The 21,844-nt window shown below is 42.7% G+C and carries 20 protein-coding genes; 3 read left to right on the top strand and 17 right to left on the bottom strand.

All coding sequences use genetic code 11. From position 1 onward, the window contains the following. Nucleotides 1-24: 24 nt before the first annotated feature. The 3 genes from BBC0178_RS12140 to rnd form a co-directional block, all read right to left on the bottom strand. Complete coding sequence (locus BBC0178_RS12140; protein ID WP_250638115.1) at nt 25-501, bottom strand: PfkB family carbohydrate kinase; 477 nt, start codon at nt 499-501, stop codon at nt 25-27. A gap of 82 nt (nt 502-583) precedes the next feature. After that, the gene (locus BBC0178_RS12135) at nt 584-991 is read right to left on the bottom strand and encodes a PfkB family carbohydrate kinase (protein WP_078039531.1); all 408 of its coding nucleotides are present in this window, start codon (nt 989-991) and stop codon (nt 584-586) included. Nucleotides 992-1,057: 66 nt separating this feature from the next. Continuing rightward, complete coding sequence (gene rnd / locus BBC0178_RS05945) at nt 1,058-2,209, bottom strand: ribonuclease D (protein WP_077971533.1); 1,152 nt, start codon at nt 2,207-2,209, stop codon at nt 1,058-1,060. A 149-nt stretch (nt 2,210-2,358) separates the two neighbouring features. Between rnd and aspS the strand changes: the two genes are divergently transcribed. Next, on the top strand, nt 2,359-4,149 hold the full coding sequence (gene aspS, locus BBC0178_RS05940; protein ID WP_078039530.1) for an aspartate--tRNA ligase: 1,791 nt from the start codon (nt 2,359-2,361) through the stop codon (nt 4,147-4,149). A gap of 86 nt (nt 4,150-4,235) precedes the next feature. On the opposite strand, the gene BBC0178_RS05935 is transcribed toward aspS, so the two are convergent. From BBC0178_RS05935 to BBC0178_RS05925, 3 genes are all read right to left on the bottom strand, one after another. Continuing rightward, nucleotides 4,236-4,460, bottom strand: a complete 225-nt coding sequence (locus BBC0178_RS05935) for a hypothetical protein (protein ID WP_078039529.1) — start codon at nt 4,458-4,460, stop codon at nt 4,236-4,238. After that, a complete protein-coding gene (locus BBC0178_RS05930) occupies nt 4,457-4,771 on the bottom strand; it encodes a hypothetical protein (protein ID WP_149867430.1) in 315 nt (104 codons plus the stop codon). The genes BBC0178_RS05935 and BBC0178_RS05930 overlap by 4 nt, the downstream gene beginning before the upstream one ends. A gap of 166 nt (nt 4,772-4,937) precedes the next feature. Beyond that, complete coding sequence (locus tag BBC0178_RS05925; RefSeq protein ID WP_149867429.1) at nt 4,938-6,224, bottom strand: hypothetical protein; 1,287 nt, start codon at nt 6,222-6,224, stop codon at nt 4,938-4,940. 133 nt (nt 6,225-6,357) lie between these two features. On the opposite strand from BBC0178_RS05925, the gene parC reads away from it, so the two are divergent. After that, complete coding sequence (gene parC / locus BBC0178_RS05920) at nt 6,358-8,607, top strand: DNA topoisomerase IV subunit A (protein ID WP_078039526.1); 2,250 nt, start codon at nt 6,358-6,360, stop codon at nt 8,605-8,607. Between the two features lie 90 nt (nt 8,608-8,697). Here the strand turns inward: parC and queF are convergent, their stop codons facing one another. The 7 genes from queF to BBC0178_RS12200 form a co-directional block, all read right to left on the bottom strand. After that, nucleotides 8,698-9,168: a preQ(1) synthase gene (queF, locus tag BBC0178_RS05915; RefSeq protein ID WP_078039525.1), complete on the bottom strand. Its 471-nt coding sequence runs from the start codon at nt 9,166-9,168 to the stop codon at nt 8,698-8,700. 38 nt (nt 9,169-9,206) lie between these two features. After that, nucleotides 9,207-9,911, bottom strand: coding sequence for a 7-cyano-7-deazaguanine synthase QueC (gene queC, locus BBC0178_RS05910; RefSeq protein ID WP_078039524.1), 705 nt, complete (start codon nt 9,909-9,911; stop codon nt 9,207-9,209). A gap of 83 nt (nt 9,912-9,994) precedes the next feature. Further along, nucleotides 9,995-10,618: a YrbL family protein gene (locus tag BBC0178_RS05905; protein WP_078039523.1), complete on the bottom strand. Its 624-nt coding sequence runs from the start codon at nt 10,616-10,618 to the stop codon at nt 9,995-9,997. A gap of 29 nt (nt 10,619-10,647) precedes the next feature. Next, complete coding sequence (locus tag BBC0178_RS05900) at nt 10,648-11,388, bottom strand: arginyltransferase (RefSeq protein WP_078039522.1); 741 nt, start codon at nt 11,386-11,388, stop codon at nt 10,648-10,650. A gap of 113 nt (nt 11,389-11,501) precedes the next feature. Then, the gene (rimO, locus tag BBC0178_RS05895; RefSeq protein ID WP_077971519.1) at nt 11,502-12,815 is read right to left on the bottom strand and encodes a 30S ribosomal protein S12 methylthiotransferase RimO; all 1,314 of its coding nucleotides are present in this window, start codon (nt 12,813-12,815) and stop codon (nt 11,502-11,504) included. A gap of 417 nt (nt 12,816-13,232) precedes the next feature. Further along, nucleotides 13,233-13,952: a transcriptional repressor LexA gene (lexA, locus tag BBC0178_RS05890; protein ID WP_078039521.1), complete on the bottom strand. Its 720-nt coding sequence runs from the start codon at nt 13,950-13,952 to the stop codon at nt 13,233-13,235. A gap of 1,806 nt (nt 13,953-15,758) precedes the next feature. Continuing rightward, nucleotides 15,759-16,127 (bottom strand): spore coat protein U domain-containing protein, encoded by a 369-nt coding sequence (locus BBC0178_RS12200; RefSeq protein ID WP_225868285.1) that lies wholly within the window; start codon nt 16,125-16,127, stop codon nt 15,759-15,761. 646 nt (nt 16,128-16,773) lie between these two features. Here BBC0178_RS12200 and hpaR point away from each other — a divergent pair. Next, entirely contained in the window at nt 16,774-17,262 is a 489-nt protein-coding gene (gene hpaR / locus BBC0178_RS05880) for a homoprotocatechuate degradation operon regulator HpaR (RefSeq protein WP_078040382.1), read from the top strand. Nucleotides 17,263-17,359: 97 nt separating this feature from the next. On the opposite strand, the gene BBC0178_RS05875 is transcribed toward hpaR, so the two are convergent. From BBC0178_RS05875 to BBC0178_RS05860, 4 genes are all read right to left on the bottom strand, one after another. Then, complete coding sequence (locus BBC0178_RS05875) at nt 17,360-17,596, bottom strand: hypothetical protein (protein WP_078039519.1); 237 nt, start codon at nt 17,594-17,596, stop codon at nt 17,360-17,362. A 10-nt stretch (nt 17,597-17,606) separates the two neighbouring features. Then, on the bottom strand, nt 17,607-18,224 hold the full coding sequence (locus tag BBC0178_RS05870) for a TetR/AcrR family transcriptional regulator (RefSeq protein WP_078039518.1): 618 nt from the start codon (nt 18,222-18,224) through the stop codon (nt 17,607-17,609). A 437-nt stretch (nt 18,225-18,661) separates the two neighbouring features. Continuing rightward, complete coding sequence (locus BBC0178_RS05865) at nt 18,662-20,779, bottom strand: TonB-dependent receptor (protein ID WP_078039517.1); 2,118 nt, start codon at nt 20,777-20,779, stop codon at nt 18,662-18,664. Nucleotides 20,780-20,877: 98 nt separating this feature from the next. Beyond that, nucleotides 20,878-21,840 carry an ABC transporter substrate-binding protein gene (locus BBC0178_RS05860; RefSeq protein WP_078039516.1) on the bottom strand — a complete coding sequence of 321 codons (963 nt, stop codon included), beginning with the start codon at nt 21,838-21,840 and terminating at the stop codon, nt 20,878-20,880. Nucleotides 21,841-21,844 lie beyond the last annotated feature (4 nt).

Here is a 21,844-nt window from a genome sequence, read left to right as displayed (position 1 = left end):
AGGGGCTTATAGCCCCTCGACTTTTTAGTCCTGTGATAGGGTTGCCGGACCGATATTTTTACCTTTGCGGGCAAGATAATTATAAAGGCGTTTGATATTTGGAAGCTGGCACAAACCGTTTCCTTTTTCAGCCACAGCAGCAGTGCCACAGGCTGTTGCCAAACGAAAAGCATCCTCGGCTTCCCAACCAAGAGCCAATCCTTGCACCATACCTGCAACAAAGCTATCACCGGCGCCAGAAGCACTGATAACCCGCACATGAGGCGAGGGTAGATAAAGTGTTTTATCCTTTGTGGCCAACACTGCCCCCTGATGTCCCAGCGTAACAGTGATAATTTCGGACGCGCCCTTGATGCAATATTCCTGAGCAGCTTTGGCAATATCGTCGGTAAGATTATAGGTTTTTCCGGTACAAGCCTCGAACTCGCCCTGACTAGGTTTTACGAGTGTTACTCCGCCTTTATCAAGGACATGTTTAAGAGCCTCGCCAGAGGTATCTATTACAATACGGGCATTTCTTTTTTAGCAATGTCTATCAACATATCGTAGACATCAATAGGAACATTTCGAGGAAGACTACCGCTTACAACAATCCAGTCCCATTCGAGTTTTTTGTCGCATCAATGACCGCTTTCCATTCTGTCTCTTTCATAATGGGACCTTCGGCAATAAAGCGGTATTCCATACCGGAAGCCCGTTCGTGAATAACATTATTCACACGTGTATTTCCTGAAATCGCAATTTTAATGCACTGTATGCCACGGTCTTCCAGAAGATGGTTCAGAACATTCCCCATAATGCCACCGCTTGCATAGAGCGCTTTGACATCGCCACCCAAACGATGAACCACGCGGGCAACATTGATTCCGCCGCCACCTGGATGAAAACTTTCATCAAATGTTCTGATTTTATGGGTCGGACGCACGACCTCCGCTTCGCTGGCAGCGTCAACGGTCGGGTTAAATGTAACTGTAAGGACTTTTTCCATCATCCGCCTCTGCAATAAAACTGCGTGTTTCAAGCCAAATCAGAATTTTGATAGGATATTTCTTTCCGTTCAGAGTTCTTTTGTCAATATTTTCCCGTTATGAAAATAAAAACCCAAATTGCCATTTAACAGTTTCTCTGCTTTTTCACCAAATATCTTGTAACGCCAGCCTTCCAACGCCGGCACATGACCATCGCTATCCTGTTTTGCAATTTTTTCAAGCTCGTCATTATTCGCGATTATACGGGGTGCAATATTTTCCTCATCCGCCACAAGCTTAAGCAATACACGTAGTAGCTCGACGGCCGCTGCCGTACCATTTGCAACGGGAACATGTTTATGAATTGGCGGTAACGTACTAAGGTCTGTTGTCAGACCAGTCTGGACTGCTTTCAATAATTCTGCGGCCGCAGCCGAACGTTCCCAACCTTTCGAAATACTGCGCAATTTAGCCAAAGCATCGGCATCTTTCGGTTGTTGCGTTGCAATTTCGATAAGACATTCATCTTTTAAAATGCGTCCGCGTGGGACATTGCGATTTTTTGCCTCTTGTTCGCGCCATGCAGCAATCTGTTGGAGAACGGCCAATTCTCTTGGCTTTCTTATGCGCCCCTTAATTCTTTTCCATGCATCTTCATTTGGCATGTCATAGGTTTTTGTCGAAGTTAAAATAGACATTTCATCGTCTATCCAATGGGTTCTTCCAGTTTTTTCAAGCTTTTTATCAAGATATTTATAAACGTCTCTCAGATGGGTTACATCAGCCAATGCATATGACAACTGTTTATCGCTGAGCGGCCTTCTGCTCCAGTCTGTATAACGGGATGATTTGTCGATATGCTGACCTGTAACGCGTTCGACAATTTGTTCGTAAGATACGCTTTCGCCAAAGCCGCAAACCGCGCCCGCCACCTGCGTATCGAATAACGGAGAAGGAATGATATTTCCAAGCTTGTAGATAATTTCTACATCCTGACGTGCAGCATGAAAAACTTTTACAACATTCTGGTTTTTCATGAGCGAGAATATTGGTGCGAGATCAATGTCGGGAGAAAGCGGATCAACGATGACTGCAATATCGTCTGATGCCAATTGTATGAGGCACAGTTGCGGCCAATAAGTTGATTCACGAATAAACTCCGTATCAACAGTTACAAAATCCGATTTAGAAAGTGTAGCGACAACGTCTTTTAGGGCGTCTGTATGTGTAATAAGTTTCATATTCAAGGCTATAACCTATTATATAATATTTGTCTTTTCCTATATTTTTTCATACACAATCCTTCAATAGCTTGACAAATGTGCGGCAAAATGCGCTTTTGCGCACAAGTAGACTATTTCAGAATGCATGAAACAAAAAAGGCAAGACTATGCATCGTTATCGTTCCCATAACTGTGCCGCTCTGCGCAAGAGCGATGTTAAAACAAAAGTTCGTCTCTCGGGATGGGTTAACCGTGTTCGGGATCATGGTGGGATATTGTTTATCGATTTGCGTGATAATTACGGCATAACACAAATTGTCGCCGATCCGGATTCACCGGCGTTTAAAATTGCCGAGATGGTAAGAAGTGAATGGGTTTTGCGAGTTGATGGTGAAGTTCGGGCACGTTCCGATGATACCATCAATACCAATCTTCCGACCGGCGAAGTCGAAGTATTTGCCAACGAAATTGAAATTCTATCAAAATCGGACGAATTGCCCTTACCGGTATTTGGTGAACCGGATTATCCTGAAGATATTCGCTTGAAATATCGTTTTCTGGATTTGCGTCGCGAGACATTACATAAAAATATTCTGCAAAGAACAAAAATAATTGCAGCTATCCGTCGTCGTATGCAGGAAGCCAAATTCACTGAATTTTCGACGCCGATTTTAACTGCCTCATCACCGGAAGGTGCGCGCGACTTTCTTGTGCCGAGTCGCATCCATCCCGGAAAATTTTATGCTCTGCCACAAGCTCCCCAGCAATATAAACAGCTTTTGATGATGTCGGGGTTCGATCGCTATTTTCAGGTTGCACCATGTTTTCGTGACGAAGATCCTCGTGCCGACCGGCTTCCCGGGGAATTTTATCAATTGGATATGGAAATGAGTTTCGTCGAGCAGGAAGACATCTTGCAGGTCATGGAACCCATCATCCGTGGTATTTTCGAGGAATTTTCGAACGGTAAACCGGTAACGCAAAAATTTCCTCGTATTCCATATAACGATGCAATGAGAAAATACGGTTCTGATAAACCGGACTTGCGCAATCCGATTGTTATGGAAGAGGTAAGCGAACATTTCCGTGGTTCAGGGTTCAAGGTATTTGCCAATATATTGGAGAGTGATGCAAAAGCAGAAGTCTGGGGTATACCTGTCAAGACCGGCGGTAGCCGCGCTTTTTGTGATCGCATGAATTCATGGGCACAAGGCGAGGGGCAACCGGGACTGGGCTATATCTTCTGGCGTAAAGAAGGTGATCATATTGAAGGTGCAGGTCCGATCGCTAAAAATATCGGGCCGGAACGGACTGAAGCTATACGCAATCAGCTTAAACTTGCGGATGGTGATGCCTGTTTCTTCGTAGCGGGAGACCCACGTAAATTTGCGCTTTTTGCAGGGGCTGCAAGAACACGGGCGGGCGAAGAGCTTAACCTTGTTGACCGTGACCGGTTTTCACTGGCCTGGATTGTTGACTTCCCGTTCTTTGAATGGAACGAGGATGAAAAGCACATCGAATTTTCCCATAATCCGTTCTCTATGCCACAGGGCGGGAAAAAAGCTTTGGACACCGAGGAGCCGTTGAATATCAAGGCTTATCAATATGACGTGGTTTGCAATGGCTTCGAGCTTGGTTCTGGTGGCATCCGTAACCATTCGCCGGAGACTATGGTGCGTGCTTTCGAGATTGCCGGTCTGGCGAAAGAAACGGTTGAAGAGCGCTTCGGTGCACTCTATCGGGCTTTCCACTATGGCGCTCCGCCACACGGTGGCATGGCCTGTGGAATTGACCGTATGGTCATGTTACTTCTTGGTGTCAAGAACTTGCGCGAGATTTCGCTGTTCCCGATGAACCAGCAGGCGTTGGATCTTTTGATGGGAGCTCCTTCGGAGGTGACAGCTGCACAACTAAGCGAGCTATCGCTTCGTATTGCACCTTTAAAAAAAGATAATTGAATAAAAGACAGTTAAACAAAAAACCCGGCTAAAGTCGGGTTTTTTCGTGAAAGATTTCGACTATTTATTCGCTTTCACTTTCAATTTTAATATAAATTTATTAACTTAACGTCGGATTTCTCACCAATTGCGGCGATAATATCCGCAGGGATTGTTTTTCCCAGTGACACGCTGACGGTCAGTGAAACGGGATTTTCGAGAAAATTACCTAATTGTTCGGAAGTATTTTGGACAAATTCTGGGTCTTTAATTTTTGTTCCCATCAAAGGTAGCCTCGACTTGATTTGTGTTCTCAGCGTCTCGCGTGTCATCCCGTTTTTTCCGCATTATAATCCAAGGCCCTGATCACGAAGCCCCTATCATCATACCGGATAGTCATATCGCCGATTTTTAATTGATCGCCAATAAGATCGAAAACAGGCAACGTAGCAAGCGGATTGACTTCGTTTTGTACAAGAATGAAGTGTTTCATCATAATTTTGGTAATTCCACCGAAATTCATGCGGATCTTGCGGTTTCCAATATCATCAAGCTTGATCCCATTATGATTGCTAACGAATTTACCATTATCGATATCCCCATTTTGCATGGAAATAGAAAGAAGCTGAATGTTATAGGGCAACAACTTGGACGTTGTAAGTTCGTTTCCGGTTTCGTCTTTCGATATATTGACTTTACGGTAAAGTTTTTAAATATTCGTTTTCGCCCGACATTCCCCAAAAAAAATATCCAAGTTAAGAAATAAAATAACTTGGATATGCTGCGAATTTTTCGCCTAAGGCGATTTATTATTTATTAGCGTCTACTTTAATTTTGAACAAATCTATAAATTTTGCACCCGAGGTAACCGCGGCCATATAGGCAATCGGTAATGGAACTGCTGCTTCCGGTGTACCACTAATAGAAAGTGATTTTGGATTATGAAGAAAAATTTCTATTTGTTCCGACGTAGATTTTATAAATTCGGGATCATCAACTTTAGCACCGATCAGCGACCAACTTTGCAGAATTTGTTTTATAAAATCATCACGCGTTACGGTGTTCTGTTTTGCGTAGTAATCAAGTATCCGGTTAACGAGTGAATTATCTTCATAACGTAGGTTTATATTACCAATTTTTAGTTGTTGGATAATTCCTAAGAGAATCAACGTTTCAGCGTTATCATCGTCTGTCTGATTTGAAGTCTTTTGCTGTTTTGCATTTTGCATTTTAGAGACGTTGTTGATAAAATCTTCGGTAATTCCATCCAGATTTATACTGAATTCCAATTTCCCGGCGTTATCGATCGTAATCTCGTTATGGTCGGCAACAAATTTACCGTTATCGCTATCCCAATTTGCATGAAAATTTAAAGAACCGGATAGTTTGTCATATCCAAGGTCTTTTATCCATTTATACTCAACAGGTTTGTAGATCTTATCAGGCTCGTAACTGAACGATTTTACGCTGTGAACGAGATCCATACGTTTTCTGTCGGGTTGCCAAAGATATATTGCCTTGAGAGCTTCGACATTCAGAAATATCTGATCTTGATAGGCCGAATAAATCTGCCCGATAGCCAAGCTTTCATACGGGAAATATAAAAATAAAGGATCTTTGTTTTTTCCCGATACAAGCCTGATTTTATCAATAGAAATATCTTTTAGATTGAATGTAACCTCGGAGATCGTGCCTTTGAGCGCAGGGATCGAAACATTTTCTGCGTAATAATTTCCGTCCTGATCCTCTGTTACATTTTTAAAACGCAAGCTGTCAATTTTATCAAAAACTATGGCAGCAGTAGGGCTCACATTTTCGTCCGGCTCTTTTGATTGTTTGTCCGAAGGAGAAGATTGGTCAGTTTGTTCTCCGATATTACGTTCTCCCTGAACCTTTATTGTTACATCGCGCAAAACAATATCATTGCCGTCTGCTTCAGACTTTGTTGAAGAAATCGATAGACCTTCGGATTTTGCACTCTCTTCTAAACGGGAAGTGAAAGCATTCGGATCGACGGCCCAAGCCGATATCGGAACTGTCGTCATTGTTAAAAGAGCTAATGTCGATAGTGTTAATGCACTTTGAAATCGTCTCATCAGAAGACACCTTTTTTATTCAGTCATTCGGTTTGGCTTTTACCGATCAGTTGGTAATCGTTATCATACTTAAGTAAAAACGAAAACAAGTCCACGGCTTGCGGTGGATTCACCAAATTGCTATTCAACAACTATGTCAAGTAAAGTGATTCGATTATCCGAAAAAGATCATATTGAACCCATAGAACTGCGCTCTGCTTTGCAAGAGCGCTATTTGGCTTATGCACTGTCGACAATTATGGATCGCGCTCTTCCCGACGTACGTGACGGGTTAAAACCTGTTCATCGTCGTATCCTCCACGCAATGCGCCTGTTGAAGCTCAATCCGGATCAAGCTTATGCAAAATGCGCACGCATTGTCGGCGATGTTATGGGCAAGTTCCACCCACATGGCGATTCGTCTATTTATGACGCGCTTGTGCGCTTGGCACAGGATTTTGCGGTTCGTTATCCGCTTGTAGACGGGCAGGGCAATTTCGGCAATATTGATGGCGATAATGCGGCTGCGATGCGTTACACAGAAGCACGTATGACAGCGGTCGCGACATTGCTTCTTGATGGTATAAATGAAAATGCGGTTGATTTTCGTCCCACTTATAATGAAGAGGATGAGGAACCAGTCGTATTACCTTCTGCTTTTCCAAATCTTCTGGCGAATGGTTCTTCAGGTATAGCCGTCGGAATGGCAACGTCCATTCCACCCCATAATGTTGCCGAGCTTTGCGATGCCGCGACATATCTGATTGCACATCCCGATGCGACGAATGACGATCTCGTCAAATATGTAAAGGGTCCGGATTTTCCGACCGGAGGGATTCTCGTCGAGCCTCAAGAAAGCATCCGTGAATCTTATAAGACCGGACGTGGCGTTTTTCGATTGCGCGCGCGTTGGCACAAGGAAGAGGGAAGCCGTGGCACTTATTCTATAGTTGTTACAGAAATTCCCTATCAGGTGCAAAAATCTAGGCTTATCGAAAAGACGGCCGAACTATTGCTTGCCCGTCGCTTGCCGATGCTTGACGATATACGCGATGAATCGACAAAAGATATCCGTATTGTTCTGGAGCCGAAAACAAGAACTGTCGATCCGGAATTATTGATGGAATCCATTTTCAAGCTGACAGATTTCGAAGTGCGTGTGCCGCTTAATCTGAACGTTCTAACTCTCGGAAAAATACCGAATGTCCTTTCTTTGGGGCAGGCACTACAACAGTGGCTTGACCATCGGAAAGACGTTCTCGTTCGTCGGTCCAGATTTCGTCTTGACGAAATTAAGCGGCGTCTCGAAATTTTGGAAGGCTATCTTATTGCTTATCTCAATCTGGATGAGGTTATCCGGATTATTCGCGAAGAAGACGAGCCCAAGAAAAAGTTGATGACGAGCTTCTCGCTAACGGAAAATCAGGCAGAAGCAATCCTGAATATGAGATTACGCTCGTTACGCCGACTTGAAGAAATGGAAATTCGCAAAGAATTTGACGCTTTAAAAGCCGAAGAAAGCGATCTAGATGCTCTCTTGCAATCCAATACAAAGCAGTGGAAAGCAATAGCTGGAGAAATTGCAAAAGTTAAAAAATTCTTCGGTCCTGACACAGCTTTAGGCAAAAGGCGCACCACATTCGAAGATGCTCCCGATCATGATATTAAAGACATAGAACAGGCAATGATCGAAAAAGAGCCGGTAACGATTGTTATTTCCGAGAAGGGCTGGCTAAGAGCACTAAAGGGGCATCTTTCAGATTATTCTACCCTTACCTTCAAAGAAGATGACAGGTTGAAAATTGCATTTCCTGCGATGACAACCGATAAAATTATTGTCATGAGCACCGGCGGGAAATTTTTCACCATTGCTGCCAATTCACTACCAGGTGGACGGGGGCATGGTGAACCTATCCGCATCCTAGTCGATATGGATAATGACGAAGATATCTTGACGGCATTTGTTCACGTGCCCGATCGAAAACTTCTGCTTATTTCTTATCAGGCGAACGGTTTTATCGTTTCTGAAAATGATGTCATTGGAACGACGCGGAAGGGTAAGCAGGTCATGAATGTAAAATTGCCTGACGAGGCAAAATTATGCCTGCCCGTTGACGGTGATCATCTCGCGATCGTTGGCGAGAACAGAAAAATGCTTATCTTTCCTCTTGAACAGATATCGGAAATGACACGCGGTAAGGGAGTGCGCTTACAACGCTATAAAGATGGTGGAGTGAGTGATGCAGTTACCTTTAAATTGGAAGATGGTCTCACATGGCATGATACTGCCGATCGGACCTTTAGCCGTAGTGCAGCAGATTTGATAGAATGGCAAGGAACGCGCGCCGGAGCAGGGCGGATGGTACCGAAGGGCTTCCCGAGATCCGGAAAATTTTCCGGTTAGCTCCAGAATAGTTCCAAACCTTCTATTCATTAAGTGAAGACGGAAAAATGTTATTTTTCTGTCTTCTAGAACGTTTTTTAAAGTTATTTATCAACCACGACCACGATAATTGGAAACGTTCTGCTCGGGAATCCAAACGTCCTCAGGCGTTTTTCCTGTTTGCCAGAAGACATCAATCGGTATGCCACCACGAGGATACCAATACCCTCCGATGCGCAACCAATGGGGTGACAAAAGTTCCACGAGGCGACGTGCTATCGTGACCGTACAATCTTCATGAAAAGCGCCATGATTACGAAAAGACCCCAAATAAAGTTTTAGCGACTTGCTCTCGACCAGCCATTCATGGGGCACATAATCAATCATCAGATAAGCAAAATCCGGTTGGCTTGTGATAGGGCAAAGTGATGTAAATTCAGGTGCTGTAAAGCGGACACAGTATTTTACATCGGCCTGAGGATTGGGAACACGCTCCAGTACCGCTTTTTCAGGAGATTCCGGAAAAGGTGTCTTTTTTCCTAATTGCTTTAGATTCTCGTAAATTGAATGATCGGATGCCATTGAATTGTCCTTGCGACAAAATTAATTTGTAAGGGATGTTAACGAAGCTTTTTCGCTTTGTTGCGATTGACTGCTTCAATCCAGAATGAATTGTCCTCATATATTGTAGGATCGTCTACACCCGCCAAGGCAAACGCCTCCCGTCGTTCAACACATGTTCCGCAACGGCCACAATGATGTTCGCCTCCTTTATAGCATGACCAGGTATCGGCAAAAGGCACGTTATATTTCACTCCATCTTTTACAATTTCCGACTTATCCTGATCAACATAAGGCGTTAGAAGTTGACACTGCCCTTCCAGAGATAATTGTTCCATTTTATTGAATGCATCAATAAAATCCGCACGACAATCGGCGTAAATAAAATGATCTCCACCGTGTACGGCTATCGCGACGCTATCTCCGTGTTTTGCCGCTGCAATAGCAAAAGCTATCGAGAGGAAGACCGCATTTCGATTGGGAACAACAGTCGATTTCATGTTTTCTTCGGCGTAATAACCATCAGGAACGGCGATATCATCCGTCAGTGACGACCCGGAAAGATTTTTTCCAATTGCCGATATATCAATCGGATAATAGTCGGCTCCAAGCCGTGAAGCACATTTTTGAGCGAAAACGAGCTCTTTCTTATGCCGCTGGCCATAGTCGAAGGAGATTACGCCTTTGAGGCTTTGTTCATGGGCAAGGCGATAGGCAAGTGTGACGGAATCCAGTCCGCCTGAACAGATAAGATAGGTTTTCATTTTGTCCCTTGTTTTAAAAAACCGGGTGGGCTGCGACCGGTATATGCCCTTGCTACCAAAGGCGCCGAGAACTGTAAAGCCCGTCAGTTTTTTCCGTTTTTTATTCTTTCCATAAAATGTTCAAACCGCGCATAAACTTTAAGATTTTTCTTTGTATTGACCGAAGGAAAGTAGGTTCTAACCTTCAAAGCGGATTTTTCAGATATACCGTCTATTATAACAACTTCTTCCTTGCCGTTGCGATAAGCCAGAACCAAATTCCAGGGGTTAAGGTCATATAAAACGACATCGGTTTGTTTCACCCAATTCTCGAATTCATCTAAAGCAGTGCGGATCTTACTAACATCTTCAGCGAAAGCCGCAACCGGTTTAGCGTAGTCGTTGTTCTTGTCCTTTTCCGCTTTAACAACCAATCCCCAACCAAGATCGGTTTGCTGGAGTGCGACGACTGTAAACATGTGAGGCTGAATGCTTTCCGCATGGGGATTGATGCGCACAATTTCAAACAATTCATGCATGTTGACAGAATTAGCGCCCAAAGGCTTGAACCGCTTTTTCCATTCCGGTACTTGCTTTGTTTTCGCTATCCATTCCGGCCGCAAAACCTTCACCAGCAAATCGGGGTTGTCGGGATGAATGAAGACCAGGCGTGCATTCCCCTTGAATTTCGGTTCACGCCCCTTCAGTTCAATCATCTCGTTCAGCATATGGAGTTCCTCGCAGGACTAACTTTTCCCTACTCTTTTGTTAACTTCCAGCCGCGAGATGTCAAATGTTCTTGGGGGTGATAATGCGATTTATAGTTCATTTTTCTCGCCCCCTTAACCCAATAGCCAAGATAGACATAAGGAAGACCAAGTCGTTTTGCCCGTTCAATGTGATCCAGAATCATAAACACGCCAAGAGAAGACCGTTTTTCCTCCGGTGAAAAAAATGAATAGACCATTGATAATCCGTCTTCTACTTTATCGGTCAATGCACCGGCTAGTAGTCCGGCCTTGTCATCTTCTCCGTTAGACGGCTTCCGCCTATATTCAATAAGCGATGTTTCGACTTCCGTGTCTTCGACCATCATTTGATAGTCCTGAAATGTCATCTTACTCATTCCACCATCGTCATGGCGTATTTCAAGATAATGTTTGAAAAGCAGATATTGCTCGGCCGTTGCCTTGGGAGGACAGACCTGACCAACCAGTTCACGGTTCTTCTTGATAATTCGTTTCATCGTTTTGTCTTGGATGAAATCTTTCACAACAATACGAACAGACACGCATGCATTACAGCCATCACAAACGGGCCGATAAGCAATATTTTGCGATCGCCGAAACCCGCTTTGCGTCAAGACAGTATTTTTTTCTATCGAATACGGGCCAACAAGATAGGTAAATACTTTTCTCTCCAAACGTTCGGCCAAATACGGGCAGGGCGCCGGAGCTGTCAAAAAAAACTGTGGTTCGTCTTTATCGCTGGTTGTCATGTTTATCGCATTACAAAAACACCACAAAACTTTTTATACTGAAAATTATAAAGCTTGCCTCTATCCTTCATCAAAACAAAAGAGCTTGTCAAATAACAACTCTAGCGTAATTTCTAGACAATCATTCCATAAAGGTCATAATCATCAGACTGTTCGATTTTTACCGTTACCAATTCTCCGGTCCGGATTGGACGACGAGATGTCAAATGTACAACGCCATCCACTTCAGGAGCATCATATTTTGTACGCCCGATGCCTTTATGTCCATCACTTTCGTCGACAAGCACCTGTAACCGTTTACCGATTTTTTTCTTCAGTAGCTGTGCGGAAATTGTTTTTTGATGTGCCATAAAACGTTTCCACCGACTTTCCTTAATTTCCTCAGGAATAATTTCCAATCCTAGGTCGTTAGCCGCTGCACCTTCTACAGCCTCATATTTGAAGCAGCCTGCACGATCTATTTTTACCTCGCTCATCCAGTCCAGAAGCAATTGAAAATCTTCTTCCGTTTCGCCCGGAAAACCAACAATGAATGTTGACCGCAAAGCAATATCCGGACAGATAGAACGCCATTTTTCAATGCGTTTATTAATTTTTTCAAGATGTGCCGGGCGCTTCATATTACGAAGAACCGTAGGAGAAGCATGCTGGAAAGGAATATCGAGATATGGCAGTATCTTGCCCTCGGCCATGAGTTCAATGACATCATCAACATGGGGGTAGGGGTAAACATAGTGCATACGGATCCATACACCCAGCTCTCCAAGTTCTTTGGCAAGATCATAGAAACGAGCCCGCACTGAATGATCTTTCCAGACACTTTCGCTATATTTCAGATCCTGCCCGTAAGCACTGGTATCTTGAGAAATGACCAGTAATTCCTTTACACCAGCTTGAACCAGTCTTTCTGCTTCTCGTAAAATATTAGACGCTGGTCGCGAAACGAGCTTTCCTCGCAATTGGGGAATAATACAGAAGCTACAATGATTGGAACAGCCTTCGGATATTTTTAAATAAGCATAATGACGCGGTGTCAAACGAACGCCTTGCGGCGGAACAAGATCAACAAAAGGATCATGAACGGGTGGAGCGACCTTATGGACCGCTTCCATTACGCTTTCATAAGCTTGTGGTCCGGTTATCGCCAAGACATTCGGATAAGTTTTGGTCACCACTTCCGGCTCTGCACCAAGGCAACCAGTCACTATGACCTTACCATTTTTGTTCAAAGCGTCACCAATATTGGCGAGCGATTCATTACGTGCAGAATCGATAAAGGCGCATGTATTGACGATCACCAGATCAGCCCCATCATGCTTGGGCGCGATCTCGTAACCTTCAGACCGTAATTTTGTTATGATGCGCTCAGAATCGACAAGTGCTTTAGGGCACCCCAAAGATACAAAACTGACACGTGGAGCTGACATATTATTTCCTGCAAGTATCCGAAATTCCAAAATACGTTTTGTGGTGGCCTAATCTCTTTTATCAAAAAGGCAAGCCCCTAACGCTGAAAACACTATAAACATCACGGTCAAAAACAATCAGTCCTTGTTATTGGACATCACGACATCACCGGACTGCCACAAAGACGCATAAATTGGTACCAAATTTCAAGCTTTTTTGCCAAATTTCAAACTTTTTTGTTTGAGCAACCAATTTGTCATAATTCCTGAATGAAACGTCATCCCTGTGTGAAACATCACTGTCAAAACCGGTCATTTTAAACCGCTTTGACAATCCTTGATATAAAACTTCCGACAATCATCAATATTAAACAGTGTGTGCCAGATGGCGTCGTTAATGAGCTGAATTATGATAATCGATGTCGCCTTATCAAACCGTCAATAGCGTCGTATCAACCCGACGAGTTTCCCTTGAATTTTGATACGGTCAGGACCGAATATTCGTGTTTCATAAGCAGGATTGGCTGCTTCAAGAGCAATTGAGGCGCCTTTTCTTCTATAACGTTTCAACGTTGCTTCCTCGTCGTCAACGAGGGCAACAATAATTTCTCCCGGATTTGCGGTGTTTCCACGTTTGATTATCACCGTATCGCCATCAAAAATTCCGGCATTGATCATGGAATCCCCTTTAACTTCAAGAGCGTAATGTTCACCGCTACCAACCATATCCGGAGGCAATGAAAGCATGTTGGTCTGGTTTTGAATGGCCGAGATAGGAACCCCTGCAGCAATACGCCCCATAACCGGAACATTTACATTGGCTGCCGGACCACTTTCGCCGTCATTAAGCTCTTTCGCAATAACATTTTTAAAGGGTTTGTTTTTCGTGCCTTCTATGACATTTGGAGAAAATTTACGCACAGTATTTATAGGAGGAACCATGGATTCAGGCAGTTTCAGAACTTCCAAAGCACGTGCGCGGTTGGGGAGGCGACGAATGAAACCACGTTCTTCCAAAGCTGTAATCAACCGATGAATGCCCGACTTCGATGCTAGATCCAATGCTTCTTTCATCTCGTCATATGAAGGGGGAATACCGGTTTCTTTTAGGCGGTTATGAATAAACAGAAGCAATTCATACTGCTTGCGGGTTAACATAAAACTCTCCAATAACACGAATCAATGAGAAACAAAACCAGAACATACACTATATGTTCTATTAATGTTCTACAAGCATTTAAACATTTTTCACGCGCGATAATTTATAAAGTGGAAGTTTGTCCTGAAATAACTGGCTGGTTTTATCCATAATCCAATTGTTTTAACTTCAAATGGATAGACGATATAAACGGTCATAAATAAGCAAATGCATTAGTGTGCAATAAACTAAAATGTTTGGTCGAAAGTTCTGTTTGAATAGGATTTCGCTCGACGCCGATGAGAATTTCACTCTCCAAAGCGTCTTTCGTTGTGCATTTAGATATCCTCTTAACAAAGATTGCTCAACTGATTGATTTTTCTATAAAATAGAGCCTGATATATCGTGTCGAGCTGCGAGCGATATACGGATTGTCTTTTTATTGAAAAACCTTGCAAGCCCAATTGATCAGAGGCCCGCCTAGGTAATTTCATGCCGACGAGTTTTTACTCCTCAGATCAGTCAATTGAATGTCCTGATGGGCAACTGGCGACGAGCAAGTCTGAAATAATTGCGCCTGAACTACCTAGAATAATAAGTTTTAGCACAGCTTCGGTTTAGTCTCAGCTAATCCGCTTTGTTCATTCCAAACTTCAAAACAAAGTGTTTTCTGCCGATCGGCAATCTTTGTAAGACCAAACCTCGAAAATGGTCGGTTCTTACAGTTATGTAAAATTAGGTTAAATGCTAAAAATTCCTGCCTTCAAACGTCATAATTAAAACTTGATGCGCATGATTTTCGAAAGGTCTAAAGGGAAGGGGGCAAACGTCAGTTCGTATCAAAAGCTCGTCAAACACTCAATTATTAGCACCCCTATCTTCTATTTCCAGCTTTATATATCAAAAAATCATCTGTCTATCGCTCATACCCACCTCATCGAAGGTGGATAGTCTCATTGCCGATTTTCATCGTATTTTTTGCTTGCAAATTTATAATTGTTCGAAATTACGGTCTTCAAGAGTTCGGACATTAATTCACGGATCAAGCCGCATTGATTTGTTATTGGCGTTGCTGCAAATTTTTGAAGAATCTGAAATGTGTTATAGGCAATGAATACCGTGTCCTAATCATAATCGCGGATTTGTAGAGCATCTACCGTTACGTCCTCCAACATTTGGCCCTGGCGGTGCGTTCAAACAGCGATGCCGATAACGCATCGAATTATCTTTGGTTGGTCCAAATTCTGTTACATGTAAAATTCACATAAAGTGCCAATCTGTCTTTGTCGCCCCGGTTTTCGTGAACGTCGAAATCGGCGTTCAACATAATCGGTTATGCCTGATAATCCAAACTTCTCAAAAATTAATGAGAAACAAAATTATCGTGTAATTTGCCTTATTACCGTGCATTTACCTTGTATCTTACATCCCGATTTCTTACACAAAACCTGAAAGAGCTTTGAGACGGGCACAGCGCGTAAATTTGTGGCGAGATGGTAATCAATAAAAAGCTCAATTATTTTCGGGGTTTTTATTGCAGATTTGATCAACAATCAGCTACCCCGGCTCTCGCATCTTATAAAAAAGTTCCATAATATATCTTATGCAATAAACAGACAAACAAGAGAACAATCTTCTGGCACATAGTGATTACAGCACGTTGACAGAAGCCGCGTAGTTATTACGGCTGTTTGATAAGCCAAATAATGGTTCCGACATGTCAATAGCAATTGCCAGATAAATCGGAAAAAGCCACAACGACGTTTCATAACGACGTGATTATGTTGGCATGACAAAAACATCAGAGTACCGAACCTACATTTTTTCTAATATACAATGGTTACTACCGCAACATCCGTATAAGTTCCCTCGGCGATTTTTTTACTAGGCTGAGGTTGCACCTGCCCTGTAAAAATGATCCATTGCGCCAGTGTGTGCCCAGCGAATTTTATCGGCTCTTGCTCAATAAAGATTTCTCCCGCGTCAGAAATTAAAAATAACTCATAGGGTATATTATATCCCGGAGCCGATTTCATTCGGCGCTTTCCATCTAGTCCATTTTGTCCCATGTTGAATGTAAGAGTATAAGATATGGGGGAATTTTGTAGACTATTGAAGTTATTAATAATAATCGACCCATTATATGTAAAAAAATCTATTATCGTAATATAAATAAACGATATGAATATTGACAATTTCTGTTTTTTCGAAAAGAGTAAAACAAATGACAATGCGCCATAATACAAATTCTCGAATGTTGTTTTTTACAATAAAAATTTTAAATGTAATTCATAACAATGAAATCGCGGCACCCTCACCCCATCTTTATCGGAGTATAACTGTAACATTCAATATCTAAAAAACCGGGTAATCTTGAAAACATAAAGTCCGTTTTCGGTCGGTTATATTAGCTAGCAAGGCACTGCTAAATGGCAATTTTCTAAAGGCTTGAGCCTATTGCGTAATGCAGCCGGATTGATGTCGACCATGGAGGTTCGCAAGAAGGAGAGCAAAAATATTCGACAGTCTCCCGAATGAAGATGCAAAATATGACTTAAAATAACCACGAGATCTGAAACAGAATTGGGACGGTGGGTGTTATTTTTCTGCAGAGGTTAATTGGATGACTTTTACTGCTTTTAAATGAATTTACGAAAAACCTTTTCATCAAGCAATCGGTAATAACAATCGAAATATTGCTATCAAGGGACATAACGAAAATATTGGCGTGTCAGTAAAAGCCTTATTTATAGAACAAGACCTTCTTCTGACCGATCTAACAATTTGCAATTTTATTGTTCGCAATTTATATGCGTGCAATCCAACATCGAGATTACGAAAATGACACTTCGATCATTCCAGAGATCGACTCCTATGGCGCTCCTTTCAGCACGTGAAGCGATTATGGAGTATCTCCGGCCGCATTTGAGGAATTTCAATCTAACAGAACAGCAGTGGCGCGTGTTGCGAACCTTAACGGCAGTCGATGAAATTTCTACCACCGACTTGGCTGACGCTACTGTCATTCTGGGTCCTTCGCTCACACGCATTTTACGTGATCTTGAAGACAGGAAACTGATAAAAAGGTGGACTAGCCCAGAAGACGGACGACGTTCAATGGTAATGATAAGCAAAACCGGTTCCGACCTCATCGGGGAAGTCGGGGTTGGTTCCGAAGTGATATATAACGAAATAAGTCGGGCTTTCGGCCGAGAGAATTTGTCAGAATTGCATAAATTGCTTGGTGAATTTATAGAAAAAGCTAAACTGGCTGGTACCATTATCCATAAAATATTGGAAGAAAACGCTGGCCAGCCCGAAGAAAAGTAGCTTACCGATTTTGAGTTTTGTTTTCCGACAAGGAAATATCGTTAATCCAGTCGGTAGTCATCCTCTTTCTCGTATCTGACTGGTTCTTCAACTTCTATTAGTCAAGCGACATAACGGCATTTACCTGCCCTGTTCCGGAAATAGCAAAGAGTTCGGTAACAAACTCCGCTTTCCCTTTGTCGTTTTCTCCACCTAATACACCGAACATCATAGACGCGTCGTGCATAAAACCTTCACCAAAGGAAACAAGAGAACAGTGAGCTGCTTTCGCAATAACTTTAAGATCAACCGGTGAAATCACATCAATAGACTTGAGATTTTTGGTAGCTCTCAAATATTTTTATTTATTTTCGTTCGGAAATTTCATCAAGAATAGAAAGGCTACCCAATATAAGTGCACGAATGCCAATGGCATATTCATCATCTATACCCGGAATGCCGAGGCTTGATTGATAACGGGTTAAATCCTCTTCATCTGTATTATCCGGCAAAACGCTATCAGCTACCGAAAGTGTATGATAACAAATGGTAAAAGCGAGCCAATGCGACTGAATGAACGAAAGATGGTAGGTTTCAGCGAGTTTCTGTTGATGTATAAAAATGCGCTGTTCGATTGCCGGCGTAATCATATCGCGCCGCAGCAGATAAGGCGTTATACCTTGGTGGGTTTCGACGAGTTTCCACAATGAAGAAGCAAGTGTTACAAGATAATCATGCAAACTAACGTTTGACGTTATCTGAGGTAATTTCCACTTCAAGAAAATGGTTTCTGCAGCAAGAGTTTTTAAAGCCTCCAATCCGTTAACGTGATTATAGAGAGCCATATGGCTCACACCTAATTTTTCAGCAACGCCAACAAATGTAATTTTGGGGAGCCCAATTTCAATAGCGGCTTCCAGTATTCTATCTTTGTTGATTGTAGGCGGTCTTCCCCGTGAAAGTTTTTTGGGCGGTTCAGTCATTAGAGCCAATTTTGTTCGAGTTTTAAGAAAGAAATTCGAAAAAATATATCACAAACAATTGAAGGGGACAATTAATAGGTTTTCGAGCCTAACAATTTTTGTCTTTAAATTCTGCATCTTATGTGACGTAAGCAGTTTTAACGAGTGAAAATTTATTGAGGCGAAACTGCCCAACCAATATGCACCCATTATGTATCGTCATCACATTTGTTTTAATGGTCTTGTTACCCGAAACTCTGGGCTAGCTAACTTAATTAGGCAAGCCGCTCAAGCATTTTAGCCAACTCAATGAACCAAAAGAAATAGTGCTACGGTTTATGCTTCCTGTATAATGTTTGGGAACATATATCTCATTCAATAAATGGCTAACAAAAAAGCCATATAGAACGCTATATGGCTTTCTCGTGATTTGACTAGTCAATATGTAATAACGACCATTAAAATTTCATTTTCAAACCAACATCGAATTCACGTGGTTCGGTAACATAAGCTTGAATGCCAGCTATACGATCGCGATTTTTTTCTGTCGGAACACGTTCATCAAACAGATTTTTTGCATAGCCAAATATTTCCATATGATCATTCGGTTTATATGATAGCTGCATATTGGCAATTGCATAGGATCCCACGCGTAAAGCCGGATCATTATCATCTGTTGAATAGTAGTCATCTGTGTAGCGCACATCGCCACTCCAACGAAGGTTTTCGATGATATCCCAATCAGCACCGACATTGAACATGTAACCCGGTGCTTTTGCAAATTTCTTACCATCAAACACATTGCCGCGTGTGTCACCGAATTCACTTGTATCGGTATGGAGAAGCCCGAGGCCTCCGCGCAACAGAAGATTGTCAAGCAATTGATAATCGGCTCCCAATTCCGCACCGTAAGTTTTTGCTTCATCGGCATTGACGATGATTGAACCGAATTGTTTGCCGTTCATGTAATCGGTGACAGAACGTTGGGAATCTGTGTAGCGGGTGTAGAAAATATTCGGAGTAATAGAGAGTTTGCTGTCAAGCACGGTGATACGCGAGAAAATTTCATAGTTCCACGCTTTTTCAGCATCAAAATCATAATACCGCTTACCGGAAAAATTAAGCCCGGTTCCGCCCGGCAAATAACCGCGAGAAGCCATAACACCAACAGTTATATCGTTGCGAATATCGTAAGAGAGTGAAATTTTCGGAAGTACAGCATCAAAACTTTCATCATAAATGTGGCGAACACCCGGAACATAGCTTGCAACACCGTCGTGCCGGATACCGTCATATTGATAACGCAAACCTCCGGTCAACGCCCATTTTTCAGCAAAACGATATGTCAGTTCGCTGAAAACACCGACACTGTCCTGATCGACGGTAAAATCGGTTGATGCAAAGTCGTGCAACATATGGTTGTCCGAATTGCTTTTTGAATAAAACACGCCGCCAAGACCACTTAAAGTCGTTGTTTCGTCGCCAAAATTGACGCGAAATTCGTTCGAAACATTATCATAGTCTTTTGAAGCGGTACCGTTAAACGAACGACCGAAGTTATAATCATAAGTGCCGTTTGAATATTGTAACTCGTTAAACAGAATAACCGTGTTTCCCAGATCGTATTTCATGTCAAAAATACCGGCATCGGTTTTGGTCTGGATATTGTCTGTACTATCACGTGTATCGTGAAGTTGGTCATAAGGGTGTGAGGCAATTTCGAAAGCAGGCCGCCGTGAATCCATGTGTGAATAGGTAAGCTTGCCTTCCAATCCAGGTATTTCGGAAGGTTGCCAAAGCAGCTTTACACGGCCGTTGACATTACGCGGGTCGTTATCCATATCCGAATCCAGAAACTGGGGATTGGTATATTTGATAAACGTATCGCGCCCGCTATAATCCAAAGCGATACGACCAGCGAGTTCTGGTGTTATAGGCCCCGAAGCCATAAGAGAGCCGCGTTTTTGTTGTCTGGTGCCATAGAGAGTTTGTATTTCTGCCTCTGGCGTAAAAGTAGGATCTTTTGTCTTGATAACAATCGCACCGGCGATCGCGTTTGCCCCTTGGGTTGTCGTTTGCGGACCGCGGAATACTTCAACAGATTCGACATCCCAAATCGGTGCAGCGCCAATACCGAATTCGCCCGCACTCAGATAACGTCCATCTACGCTGATTGTCGCACGGGGAATTGGGTTGGCCAAATAGGCATTACCTTTGATCAACGGACCTTTGGTATCAACACCGCGGATAATCGGTGCATCACTGTCATTTGTATAAAGAACGTTCGGCGTTCCTTTGAGAAGATCGGTCAGCGTTGTTACAGCGGGCCGTTCTTCGATACGATCACCGCTGAGCACCGTTACCGAACTTGCGGTGTGTTGAAGCGATCGCAAAGATTTTTCACCGCTAATGACCACTTTTTCCAATACAGTACTATTTGACGTTGTTTGTTTCTGATCCTCTTTTTCCTCGGCAAAAGCAGAAGGAACTGCAGAAGATAATACAATCAAACCACAAATGATCTGATAATGGGCTGACGATAGGAAAAACCGGTTTTTCGATAGCGTTTTTGACATCAGATGAGACCTTTTAGGGAAAACGAAGAAAATATGAGTTTATTACTCATGATATAAATTAAGTCAATAATTATTTTATATAGTGAAACAAAATATCCTCATTTTGTTTTGGCCCATTTTCTCACTTCGCCCAGCGTGTAACGGGCACTCAAAAAACTGGGCGTAAAAACCTTTGAGCCATCAAGATAAATGACACGTCCCTTACGCGCCGGTTTCATATAAGTTGCCCACCCTGGTACCAGTTTATTCAAAGCTTCGTTTGTCGCTTCAACGCTTTTGTCAGGAGCGCCCCAGTTAATGATTACAACAAGAATATCCGGATTAAGGGAACCGAATGTTTCTGCACTGATTGGCAATACTATTTTTGGAGATCCGTCTGAATGGGTCTTGTCGTTCGAAACTTCAAAAGGTTTCATCCCCAAATCATTAAGAGGTTGAGAAACGCCAATCCCCTCTCCCACAATGTTGATCTGATCCATTATGATGACAGGTAAATATGTCTTGTTTTCGAGACTTTCCGGAAGCTGTTTTTTTGTTTCCTGAACATCTTCAAGATATTTTGCTTTTAGAGTTTGGAATGCGGTTTCTTTACCGAAAAGTTTTGCAAGGTTTTCTTCAATGACAAAATTATCAAGATGGCCGGTTGTGTAATGCTGCATATAGACGGGCGCAACGGTGGAAAGCTGTTTGACCTTATCGACATCGAACTCCGTACCAATAATAAGATCCGGTTTCATTGAATAAAGTTTTTCAAGATCAACTTGACGGTTATTCCCTATTCCTTGAGGTTTTTTCTGGTTCGGCCCGAACAGAGTATCAATGAAATCGGCACCAACCTGATATGTGCCGTCATCGGCGCGGCCAAAACTGCCAATCGGATTGACGCCAAGCTCGATCATCGGAATGGCGATTGCTGGCTCACTCATTACAACGACCCTCTCGGGATGATCCGGAATATCGACTGTGCGCCCCATAGTATCAACGACTTCCCGAGCCTCGGCGGTTGCGGAAATTGCCAGTAGAACAGTGCTGATTAACAAAGTTGAATATTTGATATGCATGAAA

Source organism: Ditibartonella apihabitans (assembly GCF_002007485.1).
Lineage (GTDB): Bacteria > Pseudomonadota > Alphaproteobacteria > Rhizobiales > Rhizobiaceae > Bartonella > Bartonella apihabitans.
This window is presented reverse-complemented; position numbering and strand designations above follow the sequence as displayed.

What these genes read in the sequence shown, in the direction of transcription:
- BBC0178_RS12135 (WP_078039531.1), bottom strand. Translation starts at nt 991, where the DNA reads ATGATGGAAAAAGTCCTTACAGTTACATTTAACCCGACCGTTGACGCT.
- rnd (WP_077971533.1), bottom strand. Translation starts at nt 2,209, where the DNA reads ATGAAACTTATTACACATACAGACGCCCTAAAAGACGTTGTCGCTACA.
- aspS (WP_078039530.1), top strand. Translation starts at nt 2,359, where the DNA reads ATGCATCGTTATCGTTCCCATAACTGTGCCGCTCTGCGCAAGAGCGAT.
- BBC0178_RS05935 (WP_078039529.1), bottom strand. Translation starts at nt 4,460, where the DNA reads ATGACACGCGAGACGCTGAGAACACAAATCAAGTCGAGGCTACCTTTG.
- BBC0178_RS05925 (WP_149867429.1), bottom strand. Translation starts at nt 6,224, where the DNA reads ATGAGACGATTTCAAAGTGCATTAACACTATCGACATTAGCTCTTTTA.
- parC (WP_078039526.1), top strand. Translation starts at nt 6,358, where the DNA reads ATGTCAAGTAAAGTGATTCGATTATCCGAAAAAGATCATATTGAACCC.
- queF (WP_078039525.1), bottom strand. Translation starts at nt 9,168, where the DNA reads ATGGCATCCGATCATTCAATTTACGAGAATCTAAAGCAATTAGGAAAA.
- queC (WP_078039524.1), bottom strand. Translation starts at nt 9,911, where the DNA reads ATGAAAACCTATCTTATCTGTTCAGGCGGACTGGATTCCGTCACACTT.
- BBC0178_RS05905 (WP_078039523.1), bottom strand. Translation starts at nt 10,618, where the DNA reads ATGCTGAACGAGATGATTGAACTGAAGGGGCGTGAACCGAAATTCAAG.
- BBC0178_RS05900 (WP_078039522.1), bottom strand. Translation starts at nt 11,388, where the DNA reads ATGACAACCAGCGATAAAGACGAACCACAGTTTTTTTTGACAGCTCCG.
- rimO (WP_077971519.1), bottom strand. Translation starts at nt 12,815, where the DNA reads ATGTCAGCTCCACGTGTCAGTTTTGTATCTTTGGGGTGCCCTAAAGCA.
- lexA (WP_078039521.1), bottom strand. Translation starts at nt 13,952, where the DNA reads ATGTTAACCCGCAAGCAGTATGAATTGCTTCTGTTTATTCATAACCGC.
- hpaR (WP_078040382.1), top strand. Translation starts at nt 16,774, where the DNA reads ATGACACTTCGATCATTCCAGAGATCGACTCCTATGGCGCTCCTTTCA.
- BBC0178_RS05870 (WP_078039518.1), bottom strand. Translation starts at nt 18,224, where the DNA reads ATGACTGAACCGCCCAAAAAACTTTCACGGGGAAGACCGCCTACAATC.
- BBC0178_RS05865 (WP_078039517.1), bottom strand. Translation starts at nt 20,779, where the DNA reads ATGTCAAAAACGCTATCGAAAAACCGGTTTTTCCTATCGTCAGCCCAT.
- BBC0178_RS05860 (WP_078039516.1), bottom strand. Translation starts at nt 21,840, where the DNA reads ATGCATATCAAATATTCAACTTTGTTAATCAGCACTGTTCTACTGGCA.